22 protein-coding genes are annotated in these 25,211 nt (G+C 64.1%); 7 read left to right on the forward strand and 15 right to left on the reverse strand.

Annotated features, from left to right (window positions below; genetic code table 11):
- The first annotated feature begins 27 nt into the window (after positions 1-27).
- The gene (locus CIT31_RS25665; RefSeq protein ID WP_425350660.1) at positions 28-1,842 is read left to right on the forward strand and encodes a cache domain-containing protein; all 1,815 of its coding nucleotides are present in this window, start codon (positions 28-30) and stop codon (positions 1,840-1,842) included.
- A gap of 195 nt (positions 1,843-2,037) precedes the next feature.
- On the opposite strand, the gene CIT31_RS25670 is transcribed toward CIT31_RS25665, so the two are convergent.
- From CIT31_RS25670 to CIT31_RS25690, 5 genes are all read right to left on the reverse strand, one after another.
- Positions 2,038-2,187: a hypothetical protein gene (locus tag CIT31_RS25670; protein ID WP_095520892.1), complete on the reverse strand. Its 150-nt coding sequence runs from the start codon at positions 2,185-2,187 to the stop codon at positions 2,038-2,040.
- 3 nt (positions 2,188-2,190) lie between these two features.
- Complete coding sequence (locus tag CIT31_RS25675) at positions 2,191-2,520, reverse strand: DUF2934 domain-containing protein (RefSeq protein ID WP_095520893.1); 330 nt, start codon at positions 2,518-2,520, stop codon at positions 2,191-2,193.
- Between the two features lie 125 nt (positions 2,521-2,645).
- Positions 2,646-3,317, reverse strand: coding sequence for a BA14K family protein (locus tag CIT31_RS25680; RefSeq protein WP_095520894.1), 672 nt, complete (start codon positions 3,315-3,317; stop codon positions 2,646-2,648).
- 170 nt (positions 3,318-3,487) lie between these two features.
- Positions 3,488-4,606 carry a KamA family radical SAM protein gene (locus tag CIT31_RS25685; RefSeq protein ID WP_425350661.1) on the reverse strand — a complete coding sequence of 373 codons (1,119 nt, stop codon included), beginning with the start codon at positions 4,604-4,606 and terminating at the stop codon, positions 3,488-3,490.
- A 167-nt stretch (positions 4,607-4,773) separates the two neighbouring features.
- Complete coding sequence (locus tag CIT31_RS25690) at positions 4,774-6,078, reverse strand: mechanosensitive ion channel family protein (RefSeq protein ID WP_095520895.1); 1,305 nt, start codon at positions 6,076-6,078, stop codon at positions 4,774-4,776.
- 556 nt (positions 6,079-6,634) lie between these two features.
- Here CIT31_RS25690 and CIT31_RS25695 point away from each other — a divergent pair.
- On the forward strand, positions 6,635-7,066 hold the full coding sequence (locus CIT31_RS25695; RefSeq protein ID WP_095520896.1) for an SAM-dependent methyltransferase: 432 nt from the start codon (positions 6,635-6,637) through the stop codon (positions 7,064-7,066).
- 63 nt (positions 7,067-7,129) lie between these two features.
- On the opposite strand, the gene CIT31_RS25700 is transcribed toward CIT31_RS25695, so the two are convergent.
- Complete coding sequence (locus tag CIT31_RS25700) at positions 7,130-8,752, reverse strand: ABC-F family ATP-binding cassette domain-containing protein (RefSeq protein ID WP_095520897.1); 1,623 nt, start codon at positions 8,750-8,752, stop codon at positions 7,130-7,132.
- 179 nt (positions 8,753-8,931) lie between these two features.
- On the opposite strand from CIT31_RS25700, the gene CIT31_RS25705 reads away from it, so the two are divergent.
- Entirely contained in the window at positions 8,932-9,273 is a 342-nt protein-coding gene (locus CIT31_RS25705; protein WP_065009087.1) for a hypothetical protein, read from the forward strand.
- Between the two features lie 151 nt (positions 9,274-9,424).
- Here the strand turns inward: CIT31_RS25705 and CIT31_RS25710 are convergent, their stop codons facing one another.
- A complete protein-coding gene (locus CIT31_RS25710) occupies positions 9,425-11,440 on the reverse strand; it encodes an amidase (RefSeq protein ID WP_095520898.1) in 2,016 nt (671 codons plus the stop codon).
- Positions 11,441-11,612: 172 nt separating this feature from the next.
- Positions 11,613-13,175, reverse strand: a complete 1,563-nt coding sequence (locus CIT31_RS25715) for a WD40 repeat domain-containing protein (RefSeq protein ID WP_095520899.1) — start codon at positions 13,173-13,175, stop codon at positions 11,613-11,615.
- 228 nt (positions 13,176-13,403) lie between these two features.
- Here CIT31_RS25715 and CIT31_RS25720 point away from each other — a divergent pair, with 228 nt between their 5' ends.
- Positions 13,404-13,868, forward strand: a complete 465-nt coding sequence (locus CIT31_RS25720) for a GFA family protein (protein ID WP_095520900.1) — start codon at positions 13,404-13,406, stop codon at positions 13,866-13,868.
- A gap of 81 nt (positions 13,869-13,949) precedes the next feature.
- Here the strand turns inward: CIT31_RS25720 and CIT31_RS25725 are convergent, their stop codons facing one another.
- The 7 genes from CIT31_RS25725 to CIT31_RS25760 all read right to left on the reverse strand — a co-directional run bounded on the left by CIT31_RS25725 (position 13,950) and on the right by CIT31_RS25760 (position 21,175).
- Positions 13,950-14,720, reverse strand: coding sequence for an exodeoxyribonuclease III (locus CIT31_RS25725; protein ID WP_095521001.1), 771 nt, complete (start codon positions 14,718-14,720; stop codon positions 13,950-13,952).
- Positions 14,721-14,728: 8 nt separating this feature from the next.
- A complete protein-coding gene (locus CIT31_RS25730) occupies positions 14,729-15,373 on the reverse strand; it encodes an alpha/beta hydrolase family protein (protein ID WP_095520901.1) in 645 nt (214 codons plus the stop codon).
- A 230-nt stretch (positions 15,374-15,603) separates the two neighbouring features.
- Positions 15,604-16,284, reverse strand: a complete 681-nt coding sequence (locus CIT31_RS25740) for a hypothetical protein (protein WP_095520902.1) — start codon at positions 16,282-16,284, stop codon at positions 15,604-15,606.
- Between the two features lie 8 nt (positions 16,285-16,292).
- On the reverse strand, positions 16,293-17,384 hold the full coding sequence (locus CIT31_RS25745) for a tetratricopeptide repeat protein (RefSeq protein WP_095520903.1): 1,092 nt from the start codon (positions 17,382-17,384) through the stop codon (positions 16,293-16,295).
- Entirely contained in the window at positions 17,381-18,286 is a 906-nt protein-coding gene (ku, locus tag CIT31_RS25750) for a non-homologous end joining protein Ku (protein ID WP_095520904.1), read from the reverse strand. Before ku ends, CIT31_RS25745 begins: the two co-directional genes overlap by 4 nt.
- 89 nt (positions 18,287-18,375) lie before the next feature.
- Positions 18,376-20,841 carry a DNA ligase D gene (gene ligD / locus CIT31_RS25755; protein WP_095520905.1) on the reverse strand — a complete coding sequence of 822 codons (2,466 nt, stop codon included), beginning with the start codon at positions 20,839-20,841 and terminating at the stop codon, positions 18,376-18,378.
- A 109-nt stretch (positions 20,842-20,950) separates the two neighbouring features.
- The gene (locus CIT31_RS25760) at positions 20,951-21,175 is read right to left on the reverse strand and encodes a hypothetical protein (protein ID WP_029351283.1); all 225 of its coding nucleotides are present in this window, start codon (positions 21,173-21,175) and stop codon (positions 20,951-20,953) included.
- Positions 21,176-21,411: 236 nt separating this feature from the next.
- Between CIT31_RS25760 and CIT31_RS25765 the strand changes: the two genes are divergently transcribed.
- The 3 genes from CIT31_RS25765 to CIT31_RS25775 all read left to right on the forward strand — a co-directional run bounded on the left by CIT31_RS25765 (position 21,412) and on the right by CIT31_RS25775 (position 25,145).
- Positions 21,412-22,455, forward strand: coding sequence for an acyltransferase family protein (locus CIT31_RS25765; protein WP_245316463.1), 1,044 nt, complete (start codon positions 21,412-21,414; stop codon positions 22,453-22,455).
- Between the two features lie 346 nt (positions 22,456-22,801).
- Complete coding sequence (locus tag CIT31_RS25770) at positions 22,802-23,809, forward strand: aldo/keto reductase (protein ID WP_095520907.1); 1,008 nt, start codon at positions 22,802-22,804, stop codon at positions 23,807-23,809.
- 385 nt (positions 23,810-24,194) lie between these two features.
- A complete protein-coding gene (locus CIT31_RS25775; RefSeq protein WP_029351280.1) occupies positions 24,195-25,145 on the forward strand; it encodes a substrate-binding domain-containing protein in 951 nt (316 codons plus the stop codon).
- Positions 25,146-25,211: the final 66 nt, after the last annotated feature.

Genomic DNA, 25,211 nt, shown 5'->3' on the forward strand with positions numbered 1-25,211 from the left:
ATCGATCTGCCGCAGACCGTACTGATCATGGAGTCATCGAATGAGGATGATGTGCGGGATTCGATCCATCCCGAGGCCGCCCCCGTGCGCCGATCACTGTTTCGGAAGTATTTCGTCGCCCTTTTCGCCGCCGTCATTGTCCCCATAACTGCCAGCGGCATCGGCGACGCCTGGTTCGGCTATCGCGACCAGCGTGCCATGCTCAGCGCTCTCTTGCGGGTGGAAGCCACATCGGCAGCCGGCAAGATGCAGAGCTTTCTCGACGACATCAGGGATCAGCTCGGCTGGATGGTCCAAAGGACCTTGACCGCGGACACCCGGGGACAACGGCTGGATGCACTGCGGGCGATGCGCCAAGCCCCTGCAATCGTCAGCATAAGTCTTGTCGACCGTGCTGGCGTGGAGCGGCTGCACGTCTCCCGCATTGACCTGAACAGGGTTGAAGGAGGATTGGATCGCTCAGGTGATCCTGCCGTTGTGGGAGCCCTGTCGACGGGCATATGGTATGGCCCGGTCACCTACCGCGATGGCTCCGAACCGTTCATGACCATGGCACTGTGGGGACCCGGCGAGAGATACGGCATCGTCGTCGTCGAGATCAACCTGAAGCTCATTTGGGTTGTCATTTCGGAAATTCGTGTGGGGCGCAGCGGCCAGGCATTTGTTCTCGACCAGACCGGCCGGATCATCGCTCACCCAGACATCAGCAAAGTGTTGCGGGGCACCGACGAGAACACTGCGGAGGCCCTGCTCAGATTGCGGGACGAGATCGCCACAGCAGGTGGCGAGGCGACGACGGCCCGCAACGCCGAGGATGAACGCGTCGTGACTGCGATGGCACCGATCCCCAGTGTTGGCTGGACTGTGTTCGTCGAGCAGCCGCAGGCAGAGGCGTTTGCACCGCTCTATGCTTCTTTGTGGCGGACTGGTGGCCTGTTGCTTGCGGCAATCGTCTTGGCGGCGGCGCTCGCCTACTGGCTTGCCAGGCGCATGACCGGCCCGATCCGCCTGCTGGAGGAGGGCACCGACAAAATTGGGGCCGGACAGTTCGATCACCGGATCGACATCGCCACTGGAGATGAACTTGAACGGCTGGCGGTCCGGTTCAACCAGATGGCGCAGGAACTCGCCATATCGCGGGATCGCTCCGAGCGGATCGCGCGGCTGAAACGCTTTCTTTCACCGCAGGTCGCCGAGCTCGTGGAAAAGTCCGGTGACGAGAGCGTGCTCGCGGGCCAGCGGGCGGAGGTGGTCGCAGTCTTCTGCGATTTACGCGGCTTTACCGCGTTCTCGGCGCATGCGGAACCTGATGACGTCATGAAGGTGTTGCGCGACTATTATGAGGCTCTCGGCGCGATCATCACGCGCTACGAGGCCACGCTGACCAACTTCTCGGCGGACGGGTTGATGGTGCTTGTCAACGCCCCTGTGCCGAGCGCGGAGCCAGCGCTTCGCGCTGTCGAGATGGCGATTGACATGCAGGATGCCGTTCAGCACCTGATCGCGGAGTGGCGTCTGCGCGGCCACGCGGTCGGTTTCGGCATAGGGCTCGCGATGGGATGGGCGACGGTCGGCCGAATTGGCTATGAGGCCCGCGTTGACTACACCGCGATCGGCAATGTCGTGAACCTGGCGTCCAGACTGTGTTCGTCGGCCGATGATCAGCAAATTCTCACCGATGACTCTGTGGCGTGTTCCGTCGGCGGCAAGATTCCGATGGTCGCCCTCGGCGCGCGCCACCTCAAGGGCTTCGATGAGGAAGTACGCGTGTACGACGTCGGGATACGGAGCCTGACGTCAGATTTCGCTCCTGATGCGACGGAGATATGTGCGAAAAGCTAGACTTGGCTAAAATCGATCTTGGGACGTCGCTGGAGCCGCCATGGGCGTCGCTACCTGCTTCCGGACTAAGGTTTGATGTGGACGCACCAGGTTCTCGTAAAGTGTCCGGCGCAGAGACGCGTGGCCGCCGTCTTCGCAGGCTCAGGTTCCGCCAGGCATCCGACGCGGCTGCCTGGCAGGCGACGGCACGCCCCCTCAATGCCGCTTGAAATACTGCACCTCGCGCTCATGCTTCTCGGCTGCCTCGCGGGTATCGAAGGTGCCGAGGTTGCGGGGCTTGCCGGTCTTTTCGTCCTTCTTACGCGAATAGAGGCGGTATTTTCCGTCTTTGAGTTTTCTGATCATCTGTCACTCCCCGAGCCGCCGCTTCCCCTTGAGGTTGCGCGCGGCTTGCTCGATCGCCGCCCGGTCGTTTCCCAGCCTGTCGAGCAGCTCCTGCGCCTGGTCGCCCGATATGCCGGTGCGCACCGCCAGGGCCTCCACCGTCAAGACGTCGGAGCTCGCGACCTCGCGGGTTTCCGGCAGGGCATCGCCTGCCGTCAGCGGCAGGGCTGCCTCCCTTTCGATCTCGGCCTCGGCCCGGTGCCAGTGCCGCTCGGGATCGCCATGGATGCGGCCTTCACGTTCCCAGATCTGGTATGCGCGCTCGCGAATCTTGTCTTCCCGGTCGTCGCCCATCTTGATTCCTCCTAGGGTATCGGATGAATGCCGCGCCAACCCAAACGATCCAAGAAATCTGCGTGATCGGTCGCATAAGGTCCCATGCACTGCGGCCGCCAACCCGCCACCCGCCTCCGCCCTGCCTACTCGCACTGCCGGCGCGGGCCGCCGGAATAGGGCTGGTAGGTGTTGTCTTCCGGCCGATAGGAGCGGTAGCGGCTGAAGCAATATTCCACGTGGTGGGGCGGAAGCTGGGCGCCGCCGGTTTCATCCGCCGGAACGTTCCCATCCATTGACCACGTGTCGGTCGCCTCGACATAGCTGGCGCTATCGTCGGCAGGCTGTGCGACGCGCTCGGCAGCGCTGGCATCGAGATAGGGCGAGATGCAGGGACGCTGCTCTCCGCTGTAGGATGTGTAGTGGTCGTCGCTTGGCCTGTATGAACGGTAGCGGCTTGCGCACCATTCCAAATGGGCGGCGGACACCGCGTGCTGCTCGTCCGCTGCCGGCTTGATAGAGGCGGTAGCGTTGGGGTCGGGCGCCGAAGATGCGGCATCGGCAGCTTTCGATGTGCGATCGACGGAGACCTGGTCGACTGCGACTTCTGGGACCTCGCGGGCAGGAAGGCGCTCAAGCTTCTGCGAAGCAGGGTCCACCTTCCGCGGCTCCCTCGGCCATAGTTCGGCAACGCTGGAAGTCGGAGCAGCCTGCCGCACCGGCTCGGCGGAAAGAATCCAGACGGCGAATGCCAATCCGCTGGCGAAAACCGCCAGCGTCAGCACAAAGCCGCCAAGTACCGCGGATAAAACTTTCACGTGCGCTCCTTTGCCCCGTCATCTCTAGAAATGCGAGGCATTGGATACGGTTCCAACGAGGAGTGGCACAAGCTTGCGCGCTGAAGGAACTCTCCGTTTCTCGAAAGGCCCCTCTCCGTCTCGGCTTCGCCGAGCCACCTCTCCCGCTTTGGGGGCGAGGAACCGAGGGTTCAAAGGTCGCCGACAAGCTCCGTATAGGTCCTCAGCTCGCCATCCTGACCGCGAATCCGCCAGGTCTCTCCGTCCTGCACCTCGATATAGGATGCGCCGAGTGGCACTTTGCCGCCGCCGTCCGGCAGGTCCAGCACATAGACGGGGTTGCAGATGCCCGACAGGCGCGCGCGGAGCGCGCTGGCCAGCGCCTGTCCCTCGGCGATGGTGGTGCGCCGGTGCGCCATGCCGCGCGCGAGGTCGCCGTGGTGCAGGTAATAGGGTTTTACACCGAGGCGGTACATCAGCTCGCGGCACAGCTCCTCCAGCACCTCGACCATGTCGTTGACGCCTTTCAGGAGAACGCTCTGGTTCAGCAGCACGAAGCCGCCTTGCCGCAACGCGCGACAGGCCTGCTCAGCGGCATCAGTGATTTCGCGCGCGTGGTTGAAATGGGTGACAACCGTGACCATCAGCCGGCCCTGCAGGGAGCGAACCAGCCCTGAGGTGATGCGCGAGGGCAGAGCGACCGGCACGCGGGTGTGGATGCGCAAGAGCCGCACATGCGGAACCGCCTCGATGCGGGCGCGGATTTCCGCCAGCACCTTGTCCGGCAGCGACAGCGGATCGCCGCCGGTCAGGATCACCTCGCGGATTTCGGGATGGGCCTCGATATAGGCGAAGGCCGGTTCCAGCGCCTCGCGCGAAAAACCGCGGCCGATCGAAGTCAGCGACTCCTTGCGAAAACAGAACCGGCAATAGACCGCGCATTGATAGGTCGGGAACAGCAAAACCCGGTCGGCATGACGACGCGTCAATCGCGGCACCGGACTGAAGGCGTGGTCGGCGATCGGATCATCGAGCTCGCCTTCCAGCTCGGCCAGTTCTTCGGGCGACGGGATGACCTGCGCCCGGATGGGGTCGGCGGGGTCGCTCCAGTCGATCAGATCGAGATAGGCTTTTGGGATGCGAACCTTGTGGCGCGTCGCCGCGGCTTGAGCCGCCTCGCGCTCGGCCGGCGACAGCGGCAGGGAATCCAGATCGCGCACATGCCGCACGCCCGCGCGAACATCGTCCTGCCACGAGGCGTCATCATCGTGGGCGCGCCCGTCATCGGCGGCCATGCCGGCTGCAGCCATGCCGGCGTCGGGGATGTCGAGGTGTGAGGTCATCGAAGGCTCCTTGAATTCGGGGCTGGATACAGCATTGGAGCCATGGCTTGAAGGCAATAAGCGTTGCCGAGATGACAGGGACGAAAAGGCCGCGCTCAGCGGCTTCGGCGCCGCGACCCGGTGCACCCTACCCATCAGCGCCCGCTTGATTTCCCAGCGCGCCCATCCGGCTTCATGATGATCTCGCGATGCGGATAAGGGATGTCTATGCCGTTTTCCCTAAACGTGTCCCACAGCGCCAGCAGTACCCTGCCGCGCACGTTGGTCAGACCTTGCTGCGGGTCGTGGATCCAGAAGCGCAGCACGAAATTGAGCGAGGAGTCGCCGAAGTCCGTGAGCCAGCAGACCGGCCGCCGGTCCGCTTCGACCCGGCCGACGCTCATGGCGGCCGCTATCGCCAGTTCGCTGACCCTATGCGGGTCGGCGTCGTAAGAGACCCCGAAATTCACGTCGAGCCGCACGAGGTTATCGCTGAACGACCAGTTGATGACCCTTTGGGTGATGAAGTCTTCGTTCGGGATCAGGTATTCGCGGCCGTCGCGCGTCACCACCGAGACAAACCGCGCCCGCAATTCGCGTACCCAGCCGAAGGTGCCTTCGAGCGAAATGGTGTCGCCCGGCTTGATCGACTTGTCGAGCAGGATGATCATGCCGGAGACGAAATTTGAAACGACCTTTTGCAGCCCGAAAGCCAGGCCGACGCCGACGGCGCCGGAGAATATCGTCAGAGCCGTCAGGTCGAGACCGACGGAGGACAGGGCGATGGCACCCGCCACCAGCACAAGGCCGACCTTTGCGACCTTGCCGACGAGGACGCGGATCGAGGGTGTCAGCTCTTCGGAGATCCGGACGCGCTCATCGATATACTTGCCGACGACCACCGCAAGCCAAACCGTGGCGATCAGCAGCAGCGCCGCCTTCAGCACCATGAGCGCCGAAAGGCGCACCGCGCCCAAAGGTATTGCGAGGCTGTCCAGGAAAGCCGCGGCGGCGTCATCGATGCCCAGAATGACGAGGGCCGCATAGATCCAGGTCAGCCAGGCGAGAGCCCGCGCGACAAAGCGGTTGCGGATGATGCGCGACAGCACCGATGCGAACAGCCACGCGAGGGATAGCGAGAGCGCGATATAGATGAAATGGGTCCGGCTTGGCCAGGTGACGGCGCGCATGAGAGTGAGCGCGGCAAGCAGGAAGACCGTGAACAGGATCCAGTCGGTGCGCCGCAACAGCGCAACGACGACCCTCAACAGTCCGGGATGCCCCTTGATCTGGCGTGCCCGGTTCTCCATGAGCGGTTCGATGCGCTGCGCCGCGAGCTTCGCGACGAGGAAAAGCACGACGATGATGGCAGCCTGATAGAAGAACCACGGCGTGACGGCATAGTCGAACCATCGGCTGGCCCAGGCCAGCGATTCATCGATGGCGTTGCGAAAATCCATTCCCACACGACCGCTATGGACTGGCGAACAGCACATCCACAATGTCGCCGGCTTGGTGAAGGGTCAAGCCGACGATCGCGAAGCCCTCAAGCGAGCCTCCGCTCTGCGCTTCAGCCCCGGCGCCTCTGGCCGGTGCGCTCGACATTGCCGCCGCCACAGGTGTGGATGCCCTCTGGCGTCTGTTCCAGCACCCGGATTAAGCGCGCAGCCAGGAAGCGGCCGGCAGAAACATCCATGGTCAGAAACAGCCGCTGGAAACGGCAAACGCATAACATTAGCTTGCGCTTACATTAGCTTAAGCGTATGTATCTATGCGGCCGGTGATCTACCCCCCAACCGGTTAGGCTCGGCGCCAGTCCCCCCCTCAGGCCAACGACGCCGGGCCGCCCCGGGGTTTTTTGCTCAATCCGGAAGCGCTTTTTAAGATACTGTTCGCTTTCGCCGGCTGCCGGTCGTCGAGGCCGGTGAACACATCGACTATCCCTCAGGTGTCGGCCTTCCCGCCGCCAGCCGCGCCCGCTAATCTCGGATCCCGGAAGAGGCTGGAGACGAGGGAATGACCAATGGTCTGTCGCCAAGGCTTTTGGCGATCGTCGACGCACTGCCTTTGCAGCAGGGCATGCGGGTTCTGGAGATCGGCTGCGGCCCGGGTGCTGCGTCGCGCGAGATCACGCGCCGGATTGGCGACGGCCACGTGCGGGCGATCGACCGCTCGGCCAAGGCCATCGCGCAGGCCAGGGCCGCCTCGCGCGCCGAGATTGCAGCGGGCCGGCTGAGCCTGCGTCAGGTCGCCATCGAGGATTTCCAGCTGGACGCGGGCGAGCAGCACTTCGACATTGCCGTTGCGGTGCGCGTCGGCGCGCTGGACGGGCGTCATCCCGAGGCAGGAAAGATCGCCCTGCAACGGCTCAAGGCGGCGTTGACGGCGCAAGGCCGGCTGTTCATCGACGGCGGCAATCCGCTGCGCGAAATTGTTCTGCACGGCTGAGCATCCCGAGGCTTCCTCTCCGAGCGTTGGGGTGACAGTGAGCGGCAGCGCCGGGCCTGCGCCTCAGCTCCGCAACCCAGGCGCCTCTTGTCCCGTCCTCTCGACATATTCCGTATAGCCGCCGCCATAGGTGTGGATGCCCTCGGGCGTCAGTTCCAGCACCCGGTTCGACAGCGCCGCCAGAAAATGCCGGTCGTGCGAGACGAACAGCATGGTGCCCTCATACTGCGAAAGTGCTGTGATCAGCATTTCCTTGGTGGCGATGTCGAGGTGGTTGGTCGGCTCGTCCAGCACCAAAAGGTTGGGCGGGTCGAACAGCATCAGCGCCATCACCAGCCGCGCCTTCTCGCCGCCCGACAGCACCCGGCATTTCTTCTCGATCTCGTCGCCGGAAAAGCCGAAGCAGCCGGCCAGCGCCCTGAGCGGCGCCTGGCCTGCCTGTGGAAACGCGTCCTCCAGCGTCTGGAACACGGTGCGCTCGCCCTCCAGTACTTCCATGGCATGCTGGGCGAAATAGCCCATCTTGACGCTCGGGCCGCGCGCCACCGTGCCATTGTCCGGCTCGGAAGCGCCGGCGACCAGCTTCAGCAGCGTCGACTTGCCGGCGCCGTTGATCCCCATCACGCACCAGCGCTCGCGGCGGCGCACCTGGAAATCCAGCCCCTCGTAGATCGAGCGGCTGCCATAGCGCTTGTGGATGTTCTTCAGCGTCACCACGTCCTCGCCGCAGCGCGGCGCCGGCTGGAAATCGAACGATACCTTCTGGCGGCGCTTGGGCGGCTCGACGCGATCGATCTTCTCCAGCTTCTTCACCCGGCTCTGTACCTGGGCGGCATGCGAAGCGCGCGCCTTGAAGCGCTCGATGAAGGCGATCTCTTTGGCCAGCATCGCCTGCTGGCGCTCGAACTGCGCCTGCTGCTGCCGGTCGGCGATCGCCCGCTGCTGCTGGTAGAATTCGTAGTTGCCGGAGTAGGCGGTCAGCGAGCCGCCATCGATCTCGACCACCTTGTTGACGATGCGGTTCATGAACTCGCGATCGTGCGAGGTCATCAAGAGCGCGCCGTCATAGTTCTTCAGGAACTGCTCCAGCCAAATCAGGCTTTCCAGGTCGAGATGGTTGCTCGGCTCGTCGAGCAGCATGGCGTCGGGCCGCATCAGCAGGATCCTGGCCAGCGCCACGCGCATCTTCCAGCCGCCGGAGAGTTTTCCGACGTCGCCGTCCATCATCTCCTGGCTGAAGCCGAGGCCGTCCAGCACCTCGCGGGCGCGGCCATCCAGCGCATAGCCGTCGAGCTCCTCGAAACGCGCCTGCAGGTCGCCGTAGCGGGCAATGATGGCGTCCATCTCATCTGATCGCTCCGGGTCGCCCATGGCGGCTTCGAGCTCGCGCATCTCGGCCGCCACTTCGCTCACCGGCCCGGCGCCGTTCATCACTTCGGCGACAGCGCTGCGGCCTTCCATGTCGCCGACATCCTGGCTGAAATAGCCGATGGTGACGCCGCGATCGACCGAGACCTGGCCCTCATCGGGCTGCTCCTCGCCGTTGATCATGCGGAACAGCGTCGTCTTGCCGGCCCCGTTGGGGCCGACCAGCCCGACCTTCTCGCCCTTCTGCAAGGAGGCGGAGGCCTCGATGAAGACGATCTGCCGGCCGTTCTGCTTGCTGATACTTTCCAGTCGAATCATGCTTTCCACGCGTGCCAAAGGGATTTTCCCCGGGCCAATACGCGATAGGCCGCGCCTGCGGAAGCCCGCAAATCAAATGGCAATACGACGCCAGTTTCGAGGTTCGAACTGAATCAGCGGAACCTTGGATATCGCCGGCAGTTTAGAAAGATAGGCTCAAGCACCGAAAGGAGAATGAGATGAAGACGGTTACCGCTATTTTGCTCGCCACCTCAATGATCGGCCTGACCGCCGGCACGGCAAGCGCCACCTGCCATGACACGACTGCATCGATCGAAGCTCAATCAGGCATCGCAAAAGACGGAACGCGTGCACCCCTCGAAACTGATGCGAATGCCGGTAGCAAGGTTGAGGGCGGCCCTGCCAATAAGGACGGCAACACCATGCCGCTAGCCAACCAGGAAGCCGGTGGGGATAAAAACCTTGCCACCTCGCAGCAGGATGTCGAGGCGCAGCAGGAGGGCGACAAGACAGCGGCGGCCAAAGCCGACGCCGGTAGCGACCCCTGCAAGCCGGACTGACGCAGATTGGAAAGCCGGCCGCAGACGGGCTGCATGCCGCCATTGATCTCGGTGGCATGCGGGTCGGCGCGATCGGCACCATCCCGCAGCTTCCCCTTGACTTGCGGCGATGCCATCCCGAGAGCCCAGAATGGGAATACGCGGAGGCTAGCTATTCAATCCCTCCCGTCACCGCATAGGCGCCGACTGCACGCCCGTCCTCAAGACGCACGACGGCGGTAACGATCGAGCCGTAAGAGCCGCGCCAGACGCTGTGGATTCTCTCATGCTCACTGGCCGGTACGACTGCACGCCCTGTAAAGCGCTCGTCGGTCCGCTGCATGCGAATGGGCTCGCCGTTAACATGGACTTTCACGCTGGTCTCGGTTCCGACCTCGCCATGCACATCGAGCGTGACAGTTATCTCGTCCTGATCACCCGCACGGCGCGTCTCAGCGGCAAGAGTGACTGTCAGCGGCGGCGCCTCGTCGGGCTGGCGGGCGGCAGGCCGGGCGGAAAAGACATCGTCGGGAAGCTCCGGAGTGCGCGGCGGGCTGGTGCGGCGCTGGCCAAAACGCTCGAAATCGCCGGCTAGCCGAAGCAGCTTCGTATCTTCATAGGCCTTGCCGGCGAAGGTCAGTCCGACCGGCATGCCGATATCGGCCATAGTGCCCATCGGCACGGTGACGGTCGGAATGCCGAGATGGCGCGGCACCAGATTGCCGTTGGCGACCCAGGTGCCGTTGCGCCACGCAAGCGCGGCGGAGGCCTCGTTGACATCCGCATCGGTCGGCCCGACATCGGCGACGGCCGGAAACACCACTGCATCCAGCCCTTGCGCGTCCAGCCAGTCCTCGAAATCGATCCGCCGCGTTGCCTCGCGACCTTTCAGGCCAGCGTCCAGCTCGGGAATGGCCTCGAATGGGGTGACGCCGCGCTTGGCCCGCCCGACATACTCCGCTAGATCGAAGCTGTCCTCGTAGCGGTCCGGCAGCGTGCCCGGCGGCTGCGGAAAGATCTTTGCGCCGTCGACCGAGGCGAGATCGGGGATGGCCGGATCGGCATTGGCGCGCAGGAAATCGTCCCAGGCGAAGACGCACAGGTCCCATATCTCGCGCTCGGCGAATTCTTCCGGAACCAGCCCGCGATCGACCATGTTTTTGGTGCCCGGCCGGTCGCGCTCGTAGTTGGAGACGACGGGGAAATCGACCTCGACCACATCAGCACCGAGCCGCCGCAAATCCGATGCCGCCTGCTCCCACAGGTCGAGCACCGACGCGCGGGTCGGGATCGGAACGTCAGCCTCCGTGTCGCGGCCGATATACATGCGGGGCACGCCGAGCCGCACGCCTTGCAGCGCTCCCTCCGGCGTGAGGCCGGTATAGCGTGGCGGTCTGACATCGGAGCTCGTCGGCAGCGCCACCCAGGGCTGCGCGCGCCAGAAATCGCCTCTTGTGTTCGGGTCGTCGGCGACGATCACGTCGAGCAGTTCGAGCATGTCGGCAACGCTGCGCGTATGCGGCACCACCACGTCCATGGTCGGCACCAGCGGCCAGTTGCCACGCACGGAAATGACGCCGCGCGACGGCGTGTAGGCGACCAGCGCGTTGTTCGACGCCGGCGCCCGGCCCGACGACCATGTCTCCTCGCCGAGCCCGAAGGCGGCGAAGCTGGCGGCGGTCGCGGTGCCGGAACCATTCGACGAGCCCGAGGCGAAGGCGGCGGTCAGGTATTCGGCATTGTAGGGGCTCTCCGCCCGGCCGTAGACGCCGCGCTGCATGCCGCCATTAGCCATCGGCGGCATGTTGGTAAGCCCGATCAGCACCGCGCCGCCGGCCCGCAGCCGCGCAATGGTGAAGGCGTCCTCGTTGGCGACGAGATGTTCGAAGGCGGGCGAGCCGGAGGCCACCGTCAGGCCCGATACCTTGTAGCTGTCCTTGGCGGTATAGGGGATGCCGTCCAACGGGCTGAGCGTCGCGCCATTCCTGCGGCGCTGGTCGGACGCGGCGGCGTCCTCGAACATTTTGGGATTGAGGACGGGAATGGCGTTAAGAGCGATGCCATGCCGGTCATATCTGGCGATGCGCCTGAGGTACGCGCCGACCAGCTCGACGCTGGTGACGGTGCCGGCCTCCAGCGCTTGCCGCAGCTGTTCGATCGAGGCCTCGACGATGTGGAGATTGGTCATTGTGTCTCCAACGCTTAGTCTTTAGGCGGTATTGGCCTCGAAAACCGATGCCGTAAACGGGTTTTGCGAAGGCGGCCGTGACAGCCGATCTCCCCCCTTGTGGGGGAGATTGGCAGCGTCGGCGGCGGCGCTCCTTTCTGTAACGTCGAGCGTCGCGCGCCACCTTCGCACATCACTCCGGCGCGCCGGCGAAGAGCACTACGCCGGCGCCACCGCCCGCCGGCCAATCCCAAATTGTGCGGTCGTAGCCGCCGGTCAGCACCGTGCCGTCGGCGGCGAACGCCACCGCGTAGACCGGGCCGGACCGGCTGTCGAACAGGGCGGTCTCGCTGCCTGTTTCCATGTCCCACAGCCGTGCCGTACCGTCGAGCGAGCCGGACAGCAGCCGCTTGCCGTCGGCCGACAGCGCCAGCGCATAGACCGTGCCCGAATGGCCCTCGAGGCGGCGGACTTCGCGGCCGGTGTCGAGATCCCAGAGCTTGATCGTATAATCGCCGCTGCCGGTGATCAGATGGCGCCCATCGGCCATGAACACCACGCCATAGGGGCCACGCTCGTGCCCGTGCCAGCTGCGCAGCTGCTTGCCGGTGCCGATGTCCCATAGCTTAAGCGTGCCCTCGATGCTGCCGCTGACCGCGCGTGTGCCGTCCGGCGAGACGGCGACCCCGCTGATCGACCAGTCGTGCCCCGGCGTCACATGCAGCACCGAACCTTTCTCGATATCCCAGACGATGACCCTGCCGGTGTCGTGCCCGCTGACGGCACGTTTACCGTCGGGGCTGATAGCCAGCTTGTTGACGCCGCCGTTCTGGCCTGACGAGAACACATGCAGCACAGTGCCATCGGAGAGCTGGCGCAGCACGATCTCGCCATCGTCGCCCGCGGTCAGCGCCCGCGCCCCATCGGGCAGGAAAAGCGCGGTCCGCGCCATGTCCTTGTGGACGCCGAGGGTGCGGATCAGGCGCTTGCCGTCGATATCCCAGAGCTTGACCGTGCGGTCGGTGCTGGCGCTCATGATCGAGTGCCCGTCGGGCGCCACCGCCAGCCAGACGACGGGCTCGCGATGGCCATCGGGCTGCGTCGGCAGCGGCGGCGGAGCCTGGGGCAGCGGCGCGACGGTCTGCGGTGGAGCCGGGGCTGGAGCAGCCTCCGGCGGTGAGACAGAGGGGGCAAGCGCGACCTCAGATGGCGAAGCAGGAGGCGGCGGCTGTGCCGATTTCGCGCTGGCGCCAGGGTTTGCACCTTGCGGCGGCGGAGGCGCAGCCGTCTGTTCAGGCCGCTCGAGCGCTTCCGGCGCTGGGGCCGGTGCGCTGGCGACGTCCTGGTCTTTCGGCGCGCTCGACGCGGGTTGCTCGGCCGTCAGGCTTTTGCGGGCGTCCTGTGGCTGTCGCGACCAGGGGCCGAGCTGGTCGACCACCAGAGCGAGCACGGCGAGGAACGGAACGACGGCGAAGAGCTGTCGCAGGCGTGGTCGTCCGCCGGGTTGCGTTTCGGCACCCCTGCCGAACAAGGGTATGGCTGGTCCGGGCTTCGACCGGCCCGGCAACAGGCCGGCCCAGAACAGCAGGGCTGCAAGGGCTGAGAAAACGCCCGCTGCCCCGAAAAAAGCCAGGCGCGCGGACGCGAAAGCGTCGCCCGCGCCCTCGCCGTCCAGCGCGAAATACACGCGTGTGAGGCAGAGCATGCCGATCGCCAGTAGCAGCGCGGCGAGCAGCCTGTCGACAATCCTGTTCATCGGTCTCCCCCTCGCGCCGCTTTCGCTTTGCCGCAATGATGCCGGCCAGCGCCGGGCTTGTCGATGCCCCGGTTCAATTCCGAAGTTTACCCGCGAAACGGCGAGCGCAAAACGCTCGCCTGCGCCAAGTGCTGGATGTGCCTGAGGACACTCTCTCGGTCGCCGCAATGTTGCCCAGTCGCGCGCTAGGATCGCTCGGCAGGGCTCAAGACCGATCGAGGCCAAGCAATGGATGAATGGAAATTGCCTTGGGAAGGCGGCTGCCTGTGCGGCGGGATACGCTTTCGGGTAAGTGCGCCACCCCTGCTGACGATGGCCTGTCATTGCACCGGCTGTCAGAAGCTGAGCGCGAGCGCTTATTCCCTGACCATGGCCGTGCCGAGCAACGGCTTCATCGTGACGCAGGGCGAGCCGGTGGTCGGCGGCATGCATGGGCCGCACCGGCAACTGTACTGCCCGCACTGCAAGAACTGGATGTTCACGCATCCGCACGGCCTGGACTTCATCGTCAATGTTCGCGCTACCATGCTGGACGAGCACCGTTGGTATGTGCCCTTCGTCGAGGTCTTCGCGTCGGAAAAGCTGCCATGGGCTACGACCGCCGCCACCCACAGTTTCGCTACCCAGCCCGACCTTGAGGGATACACACCTTTGATCGAGACTTTCGCACGCGAAGGGGCGCGACCAGTGTGACTTTTTGTGCGTGAGGGTTGGCGATAGCGCCGGCAACCGCCAACCTCCCCATAAACGGGGAGATCGAATGTTCTCCACCCCTCACCGCAATTCCACCCACACCGGCGCGTGGTCGCTGGCGCCGGGCTCGCCGCGCACTTCGCGGTCGATGCCTGCCCCGGCCAATCGGCGCGCCAGTTTCTTGGAGAGCAATAGATGATCGAGCCGCAGGCCGGCGTCGCGCGGCCAGCGGTTGCGGCGATAATCCCAGAATGTGTAAAGCGTTTCTTTCGGGTGCTTCTTGCGCAGCGCATCGGTCCAGCCCTGGTCGAGCAGTGCTGCGAAAGCGGCGCGGCTTTCCGGCTGCACCAGCGCATTGTCGTCATAGGAGCGGGTCGGATAGATGTCGCGCGGCTCGGGCACAATGTTGTAGTCGCCGGCCAGCACTACCGGCAGCCCGGTGTCGAACAGTTCCGCCGCATGCGCGTTCAGGCGCTCGTGCCACGCCAGCTTGTAGGTGAATTTCGGACCGGGCTGCGGGTTGCCGTTCGGCGCATAGAGGCAGGCGATGACGATGCCGCTGACCGCTGCCTCGATGTAGCGGGCCTGGTTGTCGCTCTCGTCGCCGGGCAGTGCCTCGCGGATCAGAACGGGTTCTGAACCCCGCGCGAGTATGGCGACGCCGTTCCAGGTCGGCTGTCCCACCCACACCGCGCCATAGCCCGCAGCGGCGAGTGCTGTGCGCGGAAACTGCGTCTGCCTTGCTTTCAGTTCTTGCACGCAGACGATGTCGGGCTTGGCGACAGCCAGCCAGGCCAGCACGTTTTGTAGCCGGCTGTTGATATTGTTGATGTTGAAGGTGGCGATCTTCATTGGGCGGATCAGCGCGCGATGCGCCCGGTCCATGCCTTGACCGCTTCGGCGAGCGTCTTCAGATGGTCGGCGGCGGAGAAGCCGGAGATGCTCTTGCGCGGCTTGAGGTCGTGGTCGCCATCCTCCAGCCACAGCATCTCGATTGCATCTGATAGCGCATAGCCCGCGACCTCGTCCTTCGTGCCGAACTCGTCGCGCGTGCCCTGGCAGATCAGTGTCGGGGTCTTGAGCGCGGCGAGATGCTTGGTGCGCAACTGCGTCGGCTTGGCCGGCAGGTGGAAGGGATAGCCCAGACAAAGCAGGCCCGAGATCTCGCCCTTGGAAAACATCTCGTCGGCGATCATCGAGGCGACGCGGCCGCCCATCGACTTGCCGCCGATGATCAGCGCCCCCGTCACGCCCTTCGCCCTCAGTTCGGCGATCGCCTTGACATATTCCGGGCTCACTGTCTCGGCGCGCGGCGGCGGCTTGCGGTGGCCGTAGCGGCGGGCGGCCATGTAGTGGAATTCGAATCGCGCGACGCGGAACCCGGCCTCGGCCAGCGCCTTGGCCGTGGCGGTCATCGAGGCCGAATCCATTGGCGCCCCGGCGCCATGGGCAAGCAGGACGGTGATGGCGGCGGTTTCGGGCCCGTCGAAGAGGAAGGCGGTCATTGGGTGGCCCGCAGATGAAGGCCGAGTTCCTTCGCGCCCCCCTCTGGCCTGCCGGCCATCTCCCCCGCAAGGAGGGAGATCACGCACTCTGCCGCTTTCGCCAATCTCCAACGTCGCAGGGATGAACCGGCACTCGAAGCTGCCATTCTCCCACCCTGCGGGAGAGATGGCCGGCAGGCCAGAGGGGGGTGTTCAAGCGCAACCATCGCGATCCCTTGTTCCGTCACCCACTATGGCTGCGCAGCTGCCTCGTCGCAAACCTGCGATTGTAGATACTGGACCTGCGCCGCCAGCAAACCGGGCCATCCAGTCGCATCGATCTCGCCAACCCATCTGCAAGCAGCTTCACGCCCGCGAACTTGTTCCAGCAAGCAGAAATAGGCGGTGTCTCGCCATGATCCGCACAATTGCCCGTTGCCGTCCATCACATCCAGGGCCGAGGCCCAGGTGAACCATCGCCTGATCCATGTACCGACCTTGCCCTCGAGATCGGTGACGCACTGGGCCATGAACGCATCGAGATCACCTTCATTTGCCACCCAAAACGGGTCACGACCTCCGATGAAACCCCCATCAATGGCATCGAACCCTACTCTGAGAAATAATCTGCTCGATTTCCGATCGCTTTGGGTTTTGAACTGTGCCGAACTTGGATCCTTAACCTCATACCACGCGTCAAAATCCTTCCACAGCTTGGAAAACTTCTTCCACTTGAAGACAGCCGCGATCGAGCAGTCATACTGCCCGTATCGGCGGTCCGTGTAGCAATCGAGCTCGATGCTGAAATCGGTCAGATTATCGGCAGACGCGACAACAAGCTTGGCGCTGTCCGGCTTGAACCATCGCGCGCCAAGGCGTGAGCGAAGCTCTTCGGCGACGGTTGCTCGGATGGTTTTTGCATCGAGCATCACGTTTGGTCTTACCCCGCCGTGCGCGCCAGTTGCAGATCGATGAACTGTATCCCCTTGGCCGCCATGCGCGCCCATTCGGAGTTGGCGTCGAGTTCGAGGTAGCGTGCCCAGTGGCGGCGCGCCTCGGCCAGGTTGCCGGCGTCGAACTCCAGCCTCGCAAGGTTGAACACCGCATCGGCATAATCGGCATCGAGCGCGATCGCCTTTTGTAGATGCCGTCGCGCCGAGGCCTCTCGGCCTTGCTCGGTCATCAGCCCGGCCAGATTGAACCAGGCCTCGACAAAGCCGGGGTCACACTTGATGGCGCGGGCATAGTCATGCGCCGCCTCGGCCGCGTGGCCGGCGCCGCGCAGACAATTGGCGCGGTTGAAGGCGGCGATGGCGTCGGTCGGGTCGATGGCCAAGCAGCGCTGGTAGAGTGCGGCCGCCTGTTCGTGACGTTCAGCCTCTTCCGCGGCTTCAGCGTCGGCGAACAGTTCTTCCAGCGTGTCGTCATCCGGCGACCCAAAGTCGAACAGCAGCTGGCCGTCGAGTTCGCTCTGGCCACCATCGAGATAGATCGCATCCGCGCGCCCGCGCTGTGAGCCGACATTCAGCGACTTGGCGGTGAGCGAAGCCACCGGGCCGGAGCGGTGCACCGAGCGCGCGATTGCGCCCCACGAGGCGCCGCCGGCGACCAGCCCGGCATATTTGCGGGCCAGGATCAGGTCGCGAAACGAATAGGGCTCGCAATCATTCTCGAAGGCATCGAAGAGACTGAGAAGGTCGAGGTCGGATGCGGCCAATCGCGACTGATCGAGAAGCGACTGCCGCGACAGGGCCGAGGCCTCCGGCGCCTTCATCAGCCCTAGCAGGCGCAAAAAACCGTTTTCGCTCATCAGCTTTCGGCCGGCCGCGCGCTCAGCCGCGACGCGGCGCTCGATCTCGGCATCCCCGGCCTTGGCGAGAAGTGTGCGGCCGAACACCACATGGCTAGTGCGGCGCGTGACGCCGCGCCTTAACTGGCCGTGCTGGCGTTCAACCTCGCGCGCCGCCAGCCTCAGTGGAAACGCCGCCAGCGCGCCGATGGCGCCGAAGACGGTGCCGGCAAGCGCCGTCACGCCTTGCTCTTGCCGACGGCCTTCAGCAAATTGGCCTTGAGCGGGTTTTCCTTGGCCGCGCTGGCCTTGCCCTTGGCGGCAGGCTTTGCCGCCTCATCGGCCTTGCTCTTCGACTTGGCCGGCGGCTTGGCCGATTGCGACAGGCTGGCCTTCAGCGCATCCATCAGGTTGATCACGTTGCCGCGCTCGGGGGCGGCCGCGATGATCGGCTTGTGGCCCTTGAGCTTCTCGCGGATCATCGCCATCAGCGCGATCTCGTAGCGATCCTCATAATTCTTCGGATCGAAGGTGGTTTCCTTCTGCTTGATCAGCGCTTCGGCGAGCTGCAGCATTTCCGGGTCGGGCTTGCCGGCCGGGATGTTGCCGAAATATTCGGCCGTACCGCGCACTTCATTCGGGTTCCTCAAGGTGCAGACGAACATGCCGTTCTCGCGCGCGCCGATCGTCACGACGCGCTCGCGGCTGGACAGCACCAGCCGCGCGATCGCCAGCTTGCCCGACTTGCGCATCGCTTCGCGCAGCACCGCGAAAGTCTCCTCCGCCATCGCGCCATCGGGCGCCAGATAATAGGGCGCGTCCTGGTAGATGACGTCGACCGAATGCTCGTCGACGAAGGCTTCGATGTTCATCGTGTGGTTGGATTCGATGCGCACCGCCTCGAGGTCGGCATCGTCGATGATGATGTACTGCTTATCTTCGTATTCGTAGCCCTTGACCAGATCCGAGCGCTCGACCAGCCCGAGCTCGGGATCGACCGGCTTCATATTGATGCGGTTGTGGGTGTCCTTGTGCAGCTGATTGAAGCTGATCCGCTCGCTGGCACTCGTCGCCGGATACAGCCGGACCGGACAGCTGACGAGACTGAGCTTGAGGTAACCTTTCCAACTTGCCCTGGGCGCCATGAAACTCTCCTACGCGGCCGTGCACTGTCGAACTGTTCGCAGCGCTTCGTCCAAAGGACGAACAACGCTGCGCAAAACCTACTTCGCCCTCACAATACCGGCAAATCCCTAGCGAAATCTTCCATGTTGGCCCAGGGATCGCCGGAGGTGGCCAGAAGGCCCGGCAGCGAAGAATAATTCAAATCTTCCGGAGCGTCGATGGATTCCAGATCGGACCAGCTCACCGGCGTGGAGGCCGGCAGGTTGGTGCGGGCGCGCAGCGAATAAGGTGCCGCCGAGGTGTGGCCGCGCGCATTGCGGTGATAATCGATGAAGATGCGCCGTTTGCGGTTGTCCTTGCCCATGGTGGTGGTGAAGATGTCGGGCGCGGAGGCGGCCAATGCCGAGGAAATGGCGCTGGTCGCCTGGTGCAGTTTCTTCCAGTTCTGTTTTTGCGTTACCGGCACGGTGATGTGTATGCCCTTGCCGCCCGACGTTTTCGCGAACGGCATCAGCCCCATCGCCTCCAGCTCGGCGCGGATATGCACTGCCGCCTCGACCACCTCGCGCCAGCTAATCCCCTCGCCCGGGTCGAGGTCGAAAACGATCAGGTCCGGTCTGTCTAGCCGCGTGCGGTGGGTGCCCCAGGTGTGGAACTCGACGACGCCGAACTGCGCCAGCGCCAGATAGCCCTTGGCATCTTCCACCGACAGATAGGATTTAGTCTCGCCCTCGGAATTGGTCGTCTCGAAGGTCGCCACCGATGAAGGCATGCCGGTGAAGGCATGGCGCTGGAAGAAACAGTCCTGCGGCTTGCCGGTCGGGCAGCGCACCAGCGACACCGGGCGGCCGAGGATGTGCGGCAGCATGAAGTCGCCGACCAGCGCGTAGTAGACGGCGATGTCGAGCTTGGTCGGTCCGGTCTTGCCGAACAACCGCCGCGTCGGATTGGTCACCCAGATTGTGGCGAGATCGGCTTCCGCAATCAGCCGCTTGCGCTTGGCCGACACCGGCGTCGATAGGCCGACGTCGCGCAGTCCGCGGAACACCGCATGGCGCAGCGCATTATCGGTGGTCCGGTTGGCATAGTGGATATGGGCCGAAAGCAGTGGCCGCACCCAGATCATCTCGCGCATGATCTCGCGCGGAACCCCTTCGGGTGCAGACGCGCCGGCGCGCAAGGACTCCAGCCGAGCCAGCAGGTCGGCCGCGGTGGCGGCGTCGAAGCCGGTGCCGACCTTGCCGCGATAGTGCAGTTCGCCATCCTCGAATTCGCCCAGGCCGAGTGCGGCCAATCCCTCGGCTGCATCGGAGGTGGTATACCCGGCGATGATGAAGTCGCCGTTCTTCAGCGCCTTGATCTTGGTCCAGGTCTTGGTGCGGCCGCTCTGGTAGATTGCCGTTGCGCGCTTGGAGACGACGCCTTCTAGTCCCATCTCGGAAGCCTGGGCATAGAGCGCCTGGCCATCGCCTTCGACGTGGTCGCTGAACTGGATGGCGGAGTTGGCGCCCAAGCCGGACAGCAATTGCGACAGCAGCGCCTTGCGCCGGTCGAGCGGCGCTTTTCTCAGGTCCCAGCCGTCGAGATGCAAGAGATCGAAGGCGTAGAAGTGGAGCTTGTTGCCGGCGCCTTCGGCCAGCGCGTCCTGCAAAAGAGCGAAGCGGCTGATGCCCTTGGCGTCGAGCACGACGATCTCGCCATCTATGACAGCCTCACGACATGGCAGCCTGGCGAAGGCATGCGGCAGGTCGCCATAGCGCCTGGTCCAGTCGAGACCGGCGCGTGTGATCAGCCGCACCTCGCCCTCAGCCAGATGCGCCATCGTGCGATAGCCGTCGAACTTGATTTCGTGCAGCCACTCCTCCCGGGTGTCCACTCCATCCGGCGGCTTTGCCACGGTCGTCGCCAGTTGCGGTTCGATGCGGGCGGGCACCGGCGCCTTGACCGCGCCCGGCAAAGCGCCGGGCTTCAGCACGACCGGTTTCGCAGGTTTGGGGACTGGCTTCGGCGCTTCGACCAGTTCCTCGATGCGCCGTCCCGATTTGACGCTTTCCGGCCGCTCGGCAAGGATGTCGAGCGCTGTATCGGCGGCGAGATCCCGCTCCTTGAACAGCAGCCAGTTTTTCTTCTCGTCGTCGACGGGCTTGGCCTTTAGCCTGGTCAGCATCCAGCCGCCATTCAGCTTCTCGCCGGCGAGGCGGAATTTGAACGAGCCGGTGCGCAAACTCTTTTCGACGTCGTCCATCGGCGCCCAGACGCCTGTGTCCCAGACGATCATCGGCCCGCCGCCATATTCGCCCTCAGGAATGACGCCTTCGAAGTCGATATATTCAAGCGGATGGTCCTCGGTCTCGACCGCCAACCGCTTGTCGGCGGGATTGAGCGACGGGCCGCGAGGCACCGCCCAGCTCTTCAGCACACCGCCGACCTGCAGACGTAAATCATAATGGTCTGATGTGGCATGGTGTTTGTGCACGACGAAGCGATTGCCTTCTCCGGCAACCAGCCCGCCGACGGGTTCCGGCGTCTTGCTGAATTCGCGCTTGGCGCGATAGGCTTTGAGTTTCGGCGTCATTTCCGCATGCCAAGCCGGATGCGGCGGCTGCGCAAAAACAAGGACTTAACCCGCATCGCTTGAATCATTTTGTCAGCATGCGGCAGGCCGCTGTCGTGCCTCGCACAGCTCAATCGTCGGTGGCCGGCGTGAGTTCGAGCTCGGCCGGTGACAGACCCTGCTGGAGCTGGCTCAGCCGGAATTCGTCGACCCAGTAAGCCTCGCCGTCGACGAGGACACGCGCTTTGTAGGCGCCGGCGGAAAAGCTCTGTGCGGTGATATAGACCTTGTGGCGGTCGAGCGCCTTGCGCACCGCGGCACGCTTGGAATTCTGGCTGGTGACGGAACTGGCCATGGACTCGCTCATACACACGCCGCCGCAGGAGAAGGCGGCTGGCATAAGGATGGCCGAGACCGGGTGTCGTGTCAATTTGCGGTTGATCGCCTCGCGTTCAGGCTACCCTTCCCAGCAGCCGGCGCGTCAGCTTTCTCCCGCTTCCCCCGCGCCTAGCGTGTCTGCAATCGGACGGGTGGTGCAATGGCGTCTGGATCAACAAGCCGCAAATCCGAGCGCATGGGCTGCTGGATCTGTTGCGGCTGGTCGCCGCTTGGCTGTTCTATTCTTCCACTATTTTTTTCCACGGATCCTACCTGTCGCCGCTGCTGGTGCACGGCTACCCCGAAGCCGGCTCCCTCGCCATCTACGGCTATATGGGCGTCAATCTCTTTTTTCTGATCAGCGGTTTCGTCATCGCCTGGTCGGCCGAAGGCCGGAATTGGACGGAATTCGCCGCGGCAAGATTCGCGCGGCTTTATCCTGGCTTCCTTGTCTGCATGACGGCCAGCTTCGTCGTGCAGACGCTGGCGGCCAATCCGACCCTTCCATATGACCCAAGCACGTGGGCCGCCAATCTCTTTATCGTCGCCCCGGCCTTCAACAGACCCTTCGTGGACGGTGTCTACTGGTCGATCGTACTTGAGATCGTCTTCTATGGCTGGGTCGCGATCGCTCTGTTCTTCGGCGTCTTCTCGCGATGGAAGCTGCAGCTCGGGGCGGCATGGCTGCTGATGTCCGTCCTCAACGAGTCGGTCGTCCACAGCACAGCCCTGCAGATGGTGTTCATCACGCAATACGCGCCGTATTTCGCCGGCGGCATCATCGCCCAGCACATTGTCGCCAAGGGTTCGTCCACCGAGGCGCTGCTGCTGCTCGCCGCGGCGTTCCTGCTGTCATGCAAGGAAGTGACCGCCGGCGCCGACTGGATGCAGGCTCATTTCGGATTTTCGCCGCCGCTTTCAAGTCTGCTTGCCGCAAATGTCATCGTCTATGCCCTGTTCGGCGGAGCTCTCCTGTTGCGTCGCCGCATCGCACCGACGCCACTGGTGCTTGTGCTGGGCGGGCTCACCTATCCACTCTACCTTCTGCATCAGAAAATCGGCACGCTATGGCTCAACGCGCTGTCGCCGGCGGTCGGCCGGTGGGTCGCCCTCGCAATTGTGCTGACGGCATTGCTGTCGGCCTCGTTCGTGATTTCATTCTTTATCGAAAAGCCAATACGCAAGCCTTTGATATCCTTGCTGCTGCCCCGGTTGAACATGATGGCAAGCAAACTCAGGCTGGATCGGCCGGCATAGATCGGGCGAGCCGCACCGATTCCTGCATTCGCTCCTGCGCTGCATCAACTTGCAGGCTGACGTCGATTGTCACGTTTTCAAGCGCTTCCTTGCAATCGAAGGCAGGTCGTCAGCCGACGTAGGTCCGCGCCGTACCATCCTGAGACAGCGTGGACGTGACCCGGAAGATTTGCAGCAACTGGCCTTCGAAGAGGGGGAGGAACGGGTCATCTTCCTCTGACGCTCACGCGATCGTGCGCCCGGCCCACAGCCCGAGCGACTGTGGAAACTGAGCGGGAGCTCTATATGGTCCTGACGCAATAGTCCTGACGTACACGAACCCTGACACTATCCGGAGATCTCATCCATGACCCTGAGCACACACAAGCTCGGCAGCCAGGGGCTGCAGGTATCGGTGATCGGCCTCGGCTGCATGGGCATGAGCCAGTCCTACGGCCCGGCCGACGAGGCGGAATCGATCGCCACCCTGCACCGCGCCATCGAACTCGGCTGCACCTTCCTCGATACGGCGGAAGTCTATGGCCCGCACACCAATGAGGAACTGCTCGGCCGCGCGCTGAAGGGCCGGCGCGACGAGGTGACGATCGCCACCAAATTCGGCTTCCGTATCGAAAACGGCAAGCAGATCGGCACCGACCGCGACAGCCGGCCGGAGCATATCCGCGAGGCGGTGGACGGTTCGCTCCGCCGGCTCGCAACCGACCATATCGACCTGCTCTATCAGCACCGCGTCGACCCAGCGGTGCCGATCGAGGATGTTGCGGGTGCTGTCGGCAAACTAATCACTGAAGGCAAGGTGCGCTTCTTCGGCCTGTCGGAAGCGGGTGCGGCCAACATCCGCCGCGCGCACGCCGTGCTTCCGGTATCAGCGGTGCAGAGCGAATATTCGCTGTGGGAACGCAACCTCGAACCGGAGATTATCCCCCTGCTGAGCGAACTCGGCATCGGCCTGGTGCCGTTCGCGCCGCTTGGCCGCGGGTTCCTCACCGGCGACGTCAAGCGCGCTGAGGATTATCCGGAAGGCGATTACCGCCGCGGCGACCCGCGCTACCAGGGCGCCAACTACGAAGCCAATGTGCAGGCGGCCGGAGTTGTCCGCGAAATCGCCACGGCCAAGGGCGTCAAGCCGGGCTGGATCGCCCTGGCCTGGCTGCTGCACAAGGGCAGCGATTTCGGGCTGGACATCGTGCCGATCCCCGGCACCAAGCGCAGAAAATACCTCGAGGAGAACGTCGCCGCTGCTTCCCTCCAGCTTGACACCGTCGCAATGCAGGCGCTCGACGACGCGCTGGCGCCGGGCAAGGTCTCGGGTGAGCGCTACAACGAACGGGTGATGGTCACGATCGATCGTTGATCTTCCCTTCTCCCCCTGTACAAGGGAGGAAGGTGGCCGAGCGAAGCTCGGTCGGATGAGGGATGCTGGACGGATCGCCACATTGGAGACGTAATCGCCTAAAATTCTTCGATATTTTCACGCCCCGTTCCCAACACCCCTCATCCGGCTTGGCGCTGCGCGCCGATCGACCTTCCAGCACCCAGTTCTTGCGCAAACCTCCGGCCTTGGCTAGCATCCGCCCGCCGGCGCCGAGCGGAGGAGAACGTCGCGGTGGACCGGCTGGAGCGCCGTTGCGTCCCCTTGGGCGCTCAAAGGACACTCCATTTCTAGATCGACGCATGAACCTGCCGGAGACCCATTCCGGTTTTCGAGGTCGTGCGCGCATGTGGAGGAGACTAAATTGATGAACAGACGTGAGTTCCTGCTGTCGTCCGTGGCGATGGGCACATTGGCGCTGGCCGCGCCGCAACTGGCTTTCGCCCAGGACAAGCTGACTATCCTAGGGTCGGTGCCGAGCCTCGGCTTTCCGTTCTTCGTTCACATGCTGAACCAGATCAAGGCGGAGGCGCAGGCGCAAGGCGTCAACCTGACCGAGAGCGACGGCCAGAATTCGGCGCCCAAGCAGACCGCCGATATCGAGGCCGCACTTGTGCAGAAGGTCGACGCCATCGTCATCTCGCCGCTCGACGTCAACGCGCTGGCGCCGGCCATAGAGCAGGCGGTCCAGGCCGGCATTCCGGTCGTCACCATCGACCGCCGCGTCGACGGCGTCGAAGGCATCCTCGCCCATGTCGGCGCCGACAATGTTAAGGGCGGCGAGGCCGAAGCGCAGGCCATGGTGGCGGCGTTCCCGAACGGCGCCAAGATCTTCCATTTGCAGGGCCAGCCAGGTGCTGGGCCCGCGATCGACCGCAACAAGGGCGTGCACAATGTTCTCGATCCGCTGAAGGACAAGTTCCAGATCGTCTTCGAGCAGACCGCCAACTTCGCCCGCGCCGAGGCGCTGTCCGTCACCGAGGCCGGCCTTGCCGCCAACGGCAAGCCCGATGCGATCATCTGTGCCAATGACGACATGGCGCTTGGCGCGGTCGAAGCCTGCGCGGCGCGCAATTTCACCGACGTCAAGATCTACGGCTTCGATGCGCTTCCCGAAGCGCTGGTCGCCGTGCGCGACGGCAAGCTGGCCGGCACCGTCGAACAGTTCCCCGGCGAGCAGTCGCGCACCGCGGTGCAGATCGCCGTCGCCTATGCCAGGGACAAGACCGAGCCCAAGGAAAAGCTCGTCCTGCTGACGCCGATCGTCATCGGCAAGGACAATCTCGACAAGGCTGAAAGGCTGGGTGAGACGAAGTAGGGAGACGCCGAGGGCGCGCATAGCGGCAAAGCAGCGTTCTGCCGCGCCCCCTCTGCCCTGCGGGGC

Source organism: Mesorhizobium wenxiniae, from assembly GCF_002284535.1.
GTDB classification, from domain to species: domain Bacteria; phylum Pseudomonadota; class Alphaproteobacteria; order Rhizobiales; family Rhizobiaceae; genus Mesorhizobium; species Mesorhizobium wenxiniae.

What these genes read in the sequence shown, in the direction of transcription:
- CIT31_RS25665 (WP_425350660.1), top strand. Translation starts at nt 28, where the DNA reads ATGGAGTCATCGAATGAGGATGATGTGCGGGATTCGATCCATCCCGAG.
- CIT31_RS25670 (WP_095520892.1), bottom strand. Translation starts at nt 2,187, where the DNA reads ATGATCAGAAAACTCAAAGACGGAAAATACCGCCTCTATTCGCGTAAG.
- CIT31_RS25675 (WP_095520893.1), bottom strand. Translation starts at nt 2,520, where the DNA reads ATGGGCGACGACCGGGAAGACAAGATTCGCGAGCGCGCATACCAGATC.
- CIT31_RS25685 (WP_425350661.1), bottom strand. Translation starts at nt 4,606, where the DNA reads ATGGCTGCAGCCGGCATGGCCGCCGATGACGGGCGCGCCCACGATGAT.
- CIT31_RS25690 (WP_095520895.1), bottom strand. Translation starts at nt 6,078, where the DNA reads ATGGATTTTCGCAACGCCATCGATGAATCGCTGGCCTGGGCCAGCCGA.
- CIT31_RS25695 (WP_095520896.1), top strand. Translation starts at nt 6,635, where the DNA reads ATGACCAATGGTCTGTCGCCAAGGCTTTTGGCGATCGTCGACGCACTG.
- CIT31_RS25700 (WP_095520897.1), bottom strand. Translation starts at nt 8,752, where the DNA reads ATGATTCGACTGGAAAGTATCAGCAAGCAGAACGGCCGGCAGATCGTC.
- CIT31_RS25705 (WP_065009087.1), top strand. Translation starts at nt 8,932, where the DNA reads ATGAAGACGGTTACCGCTATTTTGCTCGCCACCTCAATGATCGGCCTG.
- CIT31_RS25710 (WP_095520898.1), bottom strand. Translation starts at nt 11,440, where the DNA reads ATGACCAATCTCCACATCGTCGAGGCCTCGATCGAACAGCTGCGGCAA.
- CIT31_RS25715 (WP_095520899.1), bottom strand. Translation starts at nt 13,175, where the DNA reads ATGAACAGGATTGTCGACAGGCTGCTCGCCGCGCTGCTACTGGCGATC.
- CIT31_RS25720 (WP_095520900.1), top strand. Translation starts at nt 13,404, where the DNA reads ATGGATGAATGGAAATTGCCTTGGGAAGGCGGCTGCCTGTGCGGCGGG.
- CIT31_RS25725 (WP_095521001.1), bottom strand. Translation starts at nt 14,720, where the DNA reads ATGAAGATCGCCACCTTCAACATCAACAATATCAACAGCCGGCTACAA.
- CIT31_RS25730 (WP_095520901.1), bottom strand. Translation starts at nt 15,373, where the DNA reads ATGACCGCCTTCCTCTTCGACGGGCCCGAAACCGCCGCCATCACCGTC.
- ku (WP_095520904.1), bottom strand. Translation starts at nt 18,286, where the DNA reads ATGGCGCCCAGGGCAAGTTGGAAAGGTTACCTCAAGCTCAGTCTCGTC.
- ligD (WP_095520905.1), bottom strand. Translation starts at nt 20,841, where the DNA reads ATGACGCCGAAACTCAAAGCCTATCGCGCCAAGCGCGAATTCAGCAAG.
- CIT31_RS25760 (WP_029351283.1), bottom strand. Translation starts at nt 21,175, where the DNA reads ATGGCCAGTTCCGTCACCAGCCAGAATTCCAAGCGTGCCGCGGTGCGC.
- CIT31_RS25770 (WP_095520907.1), top strand. Translation starts at nt 22,802, where the DNA reads ATGACCCTGAGCACACACAAGCTCGGCAGCCAGGGGCTGCAGGTATCG.
- CIT31_RS25775 (WP_029351280.1), top strand. Translation starts at nt 24,195, where the DNA reads ATGAACAGACGTGAGTTCCTGCTGTCGTCCGTGGCGATGGGCACATTG.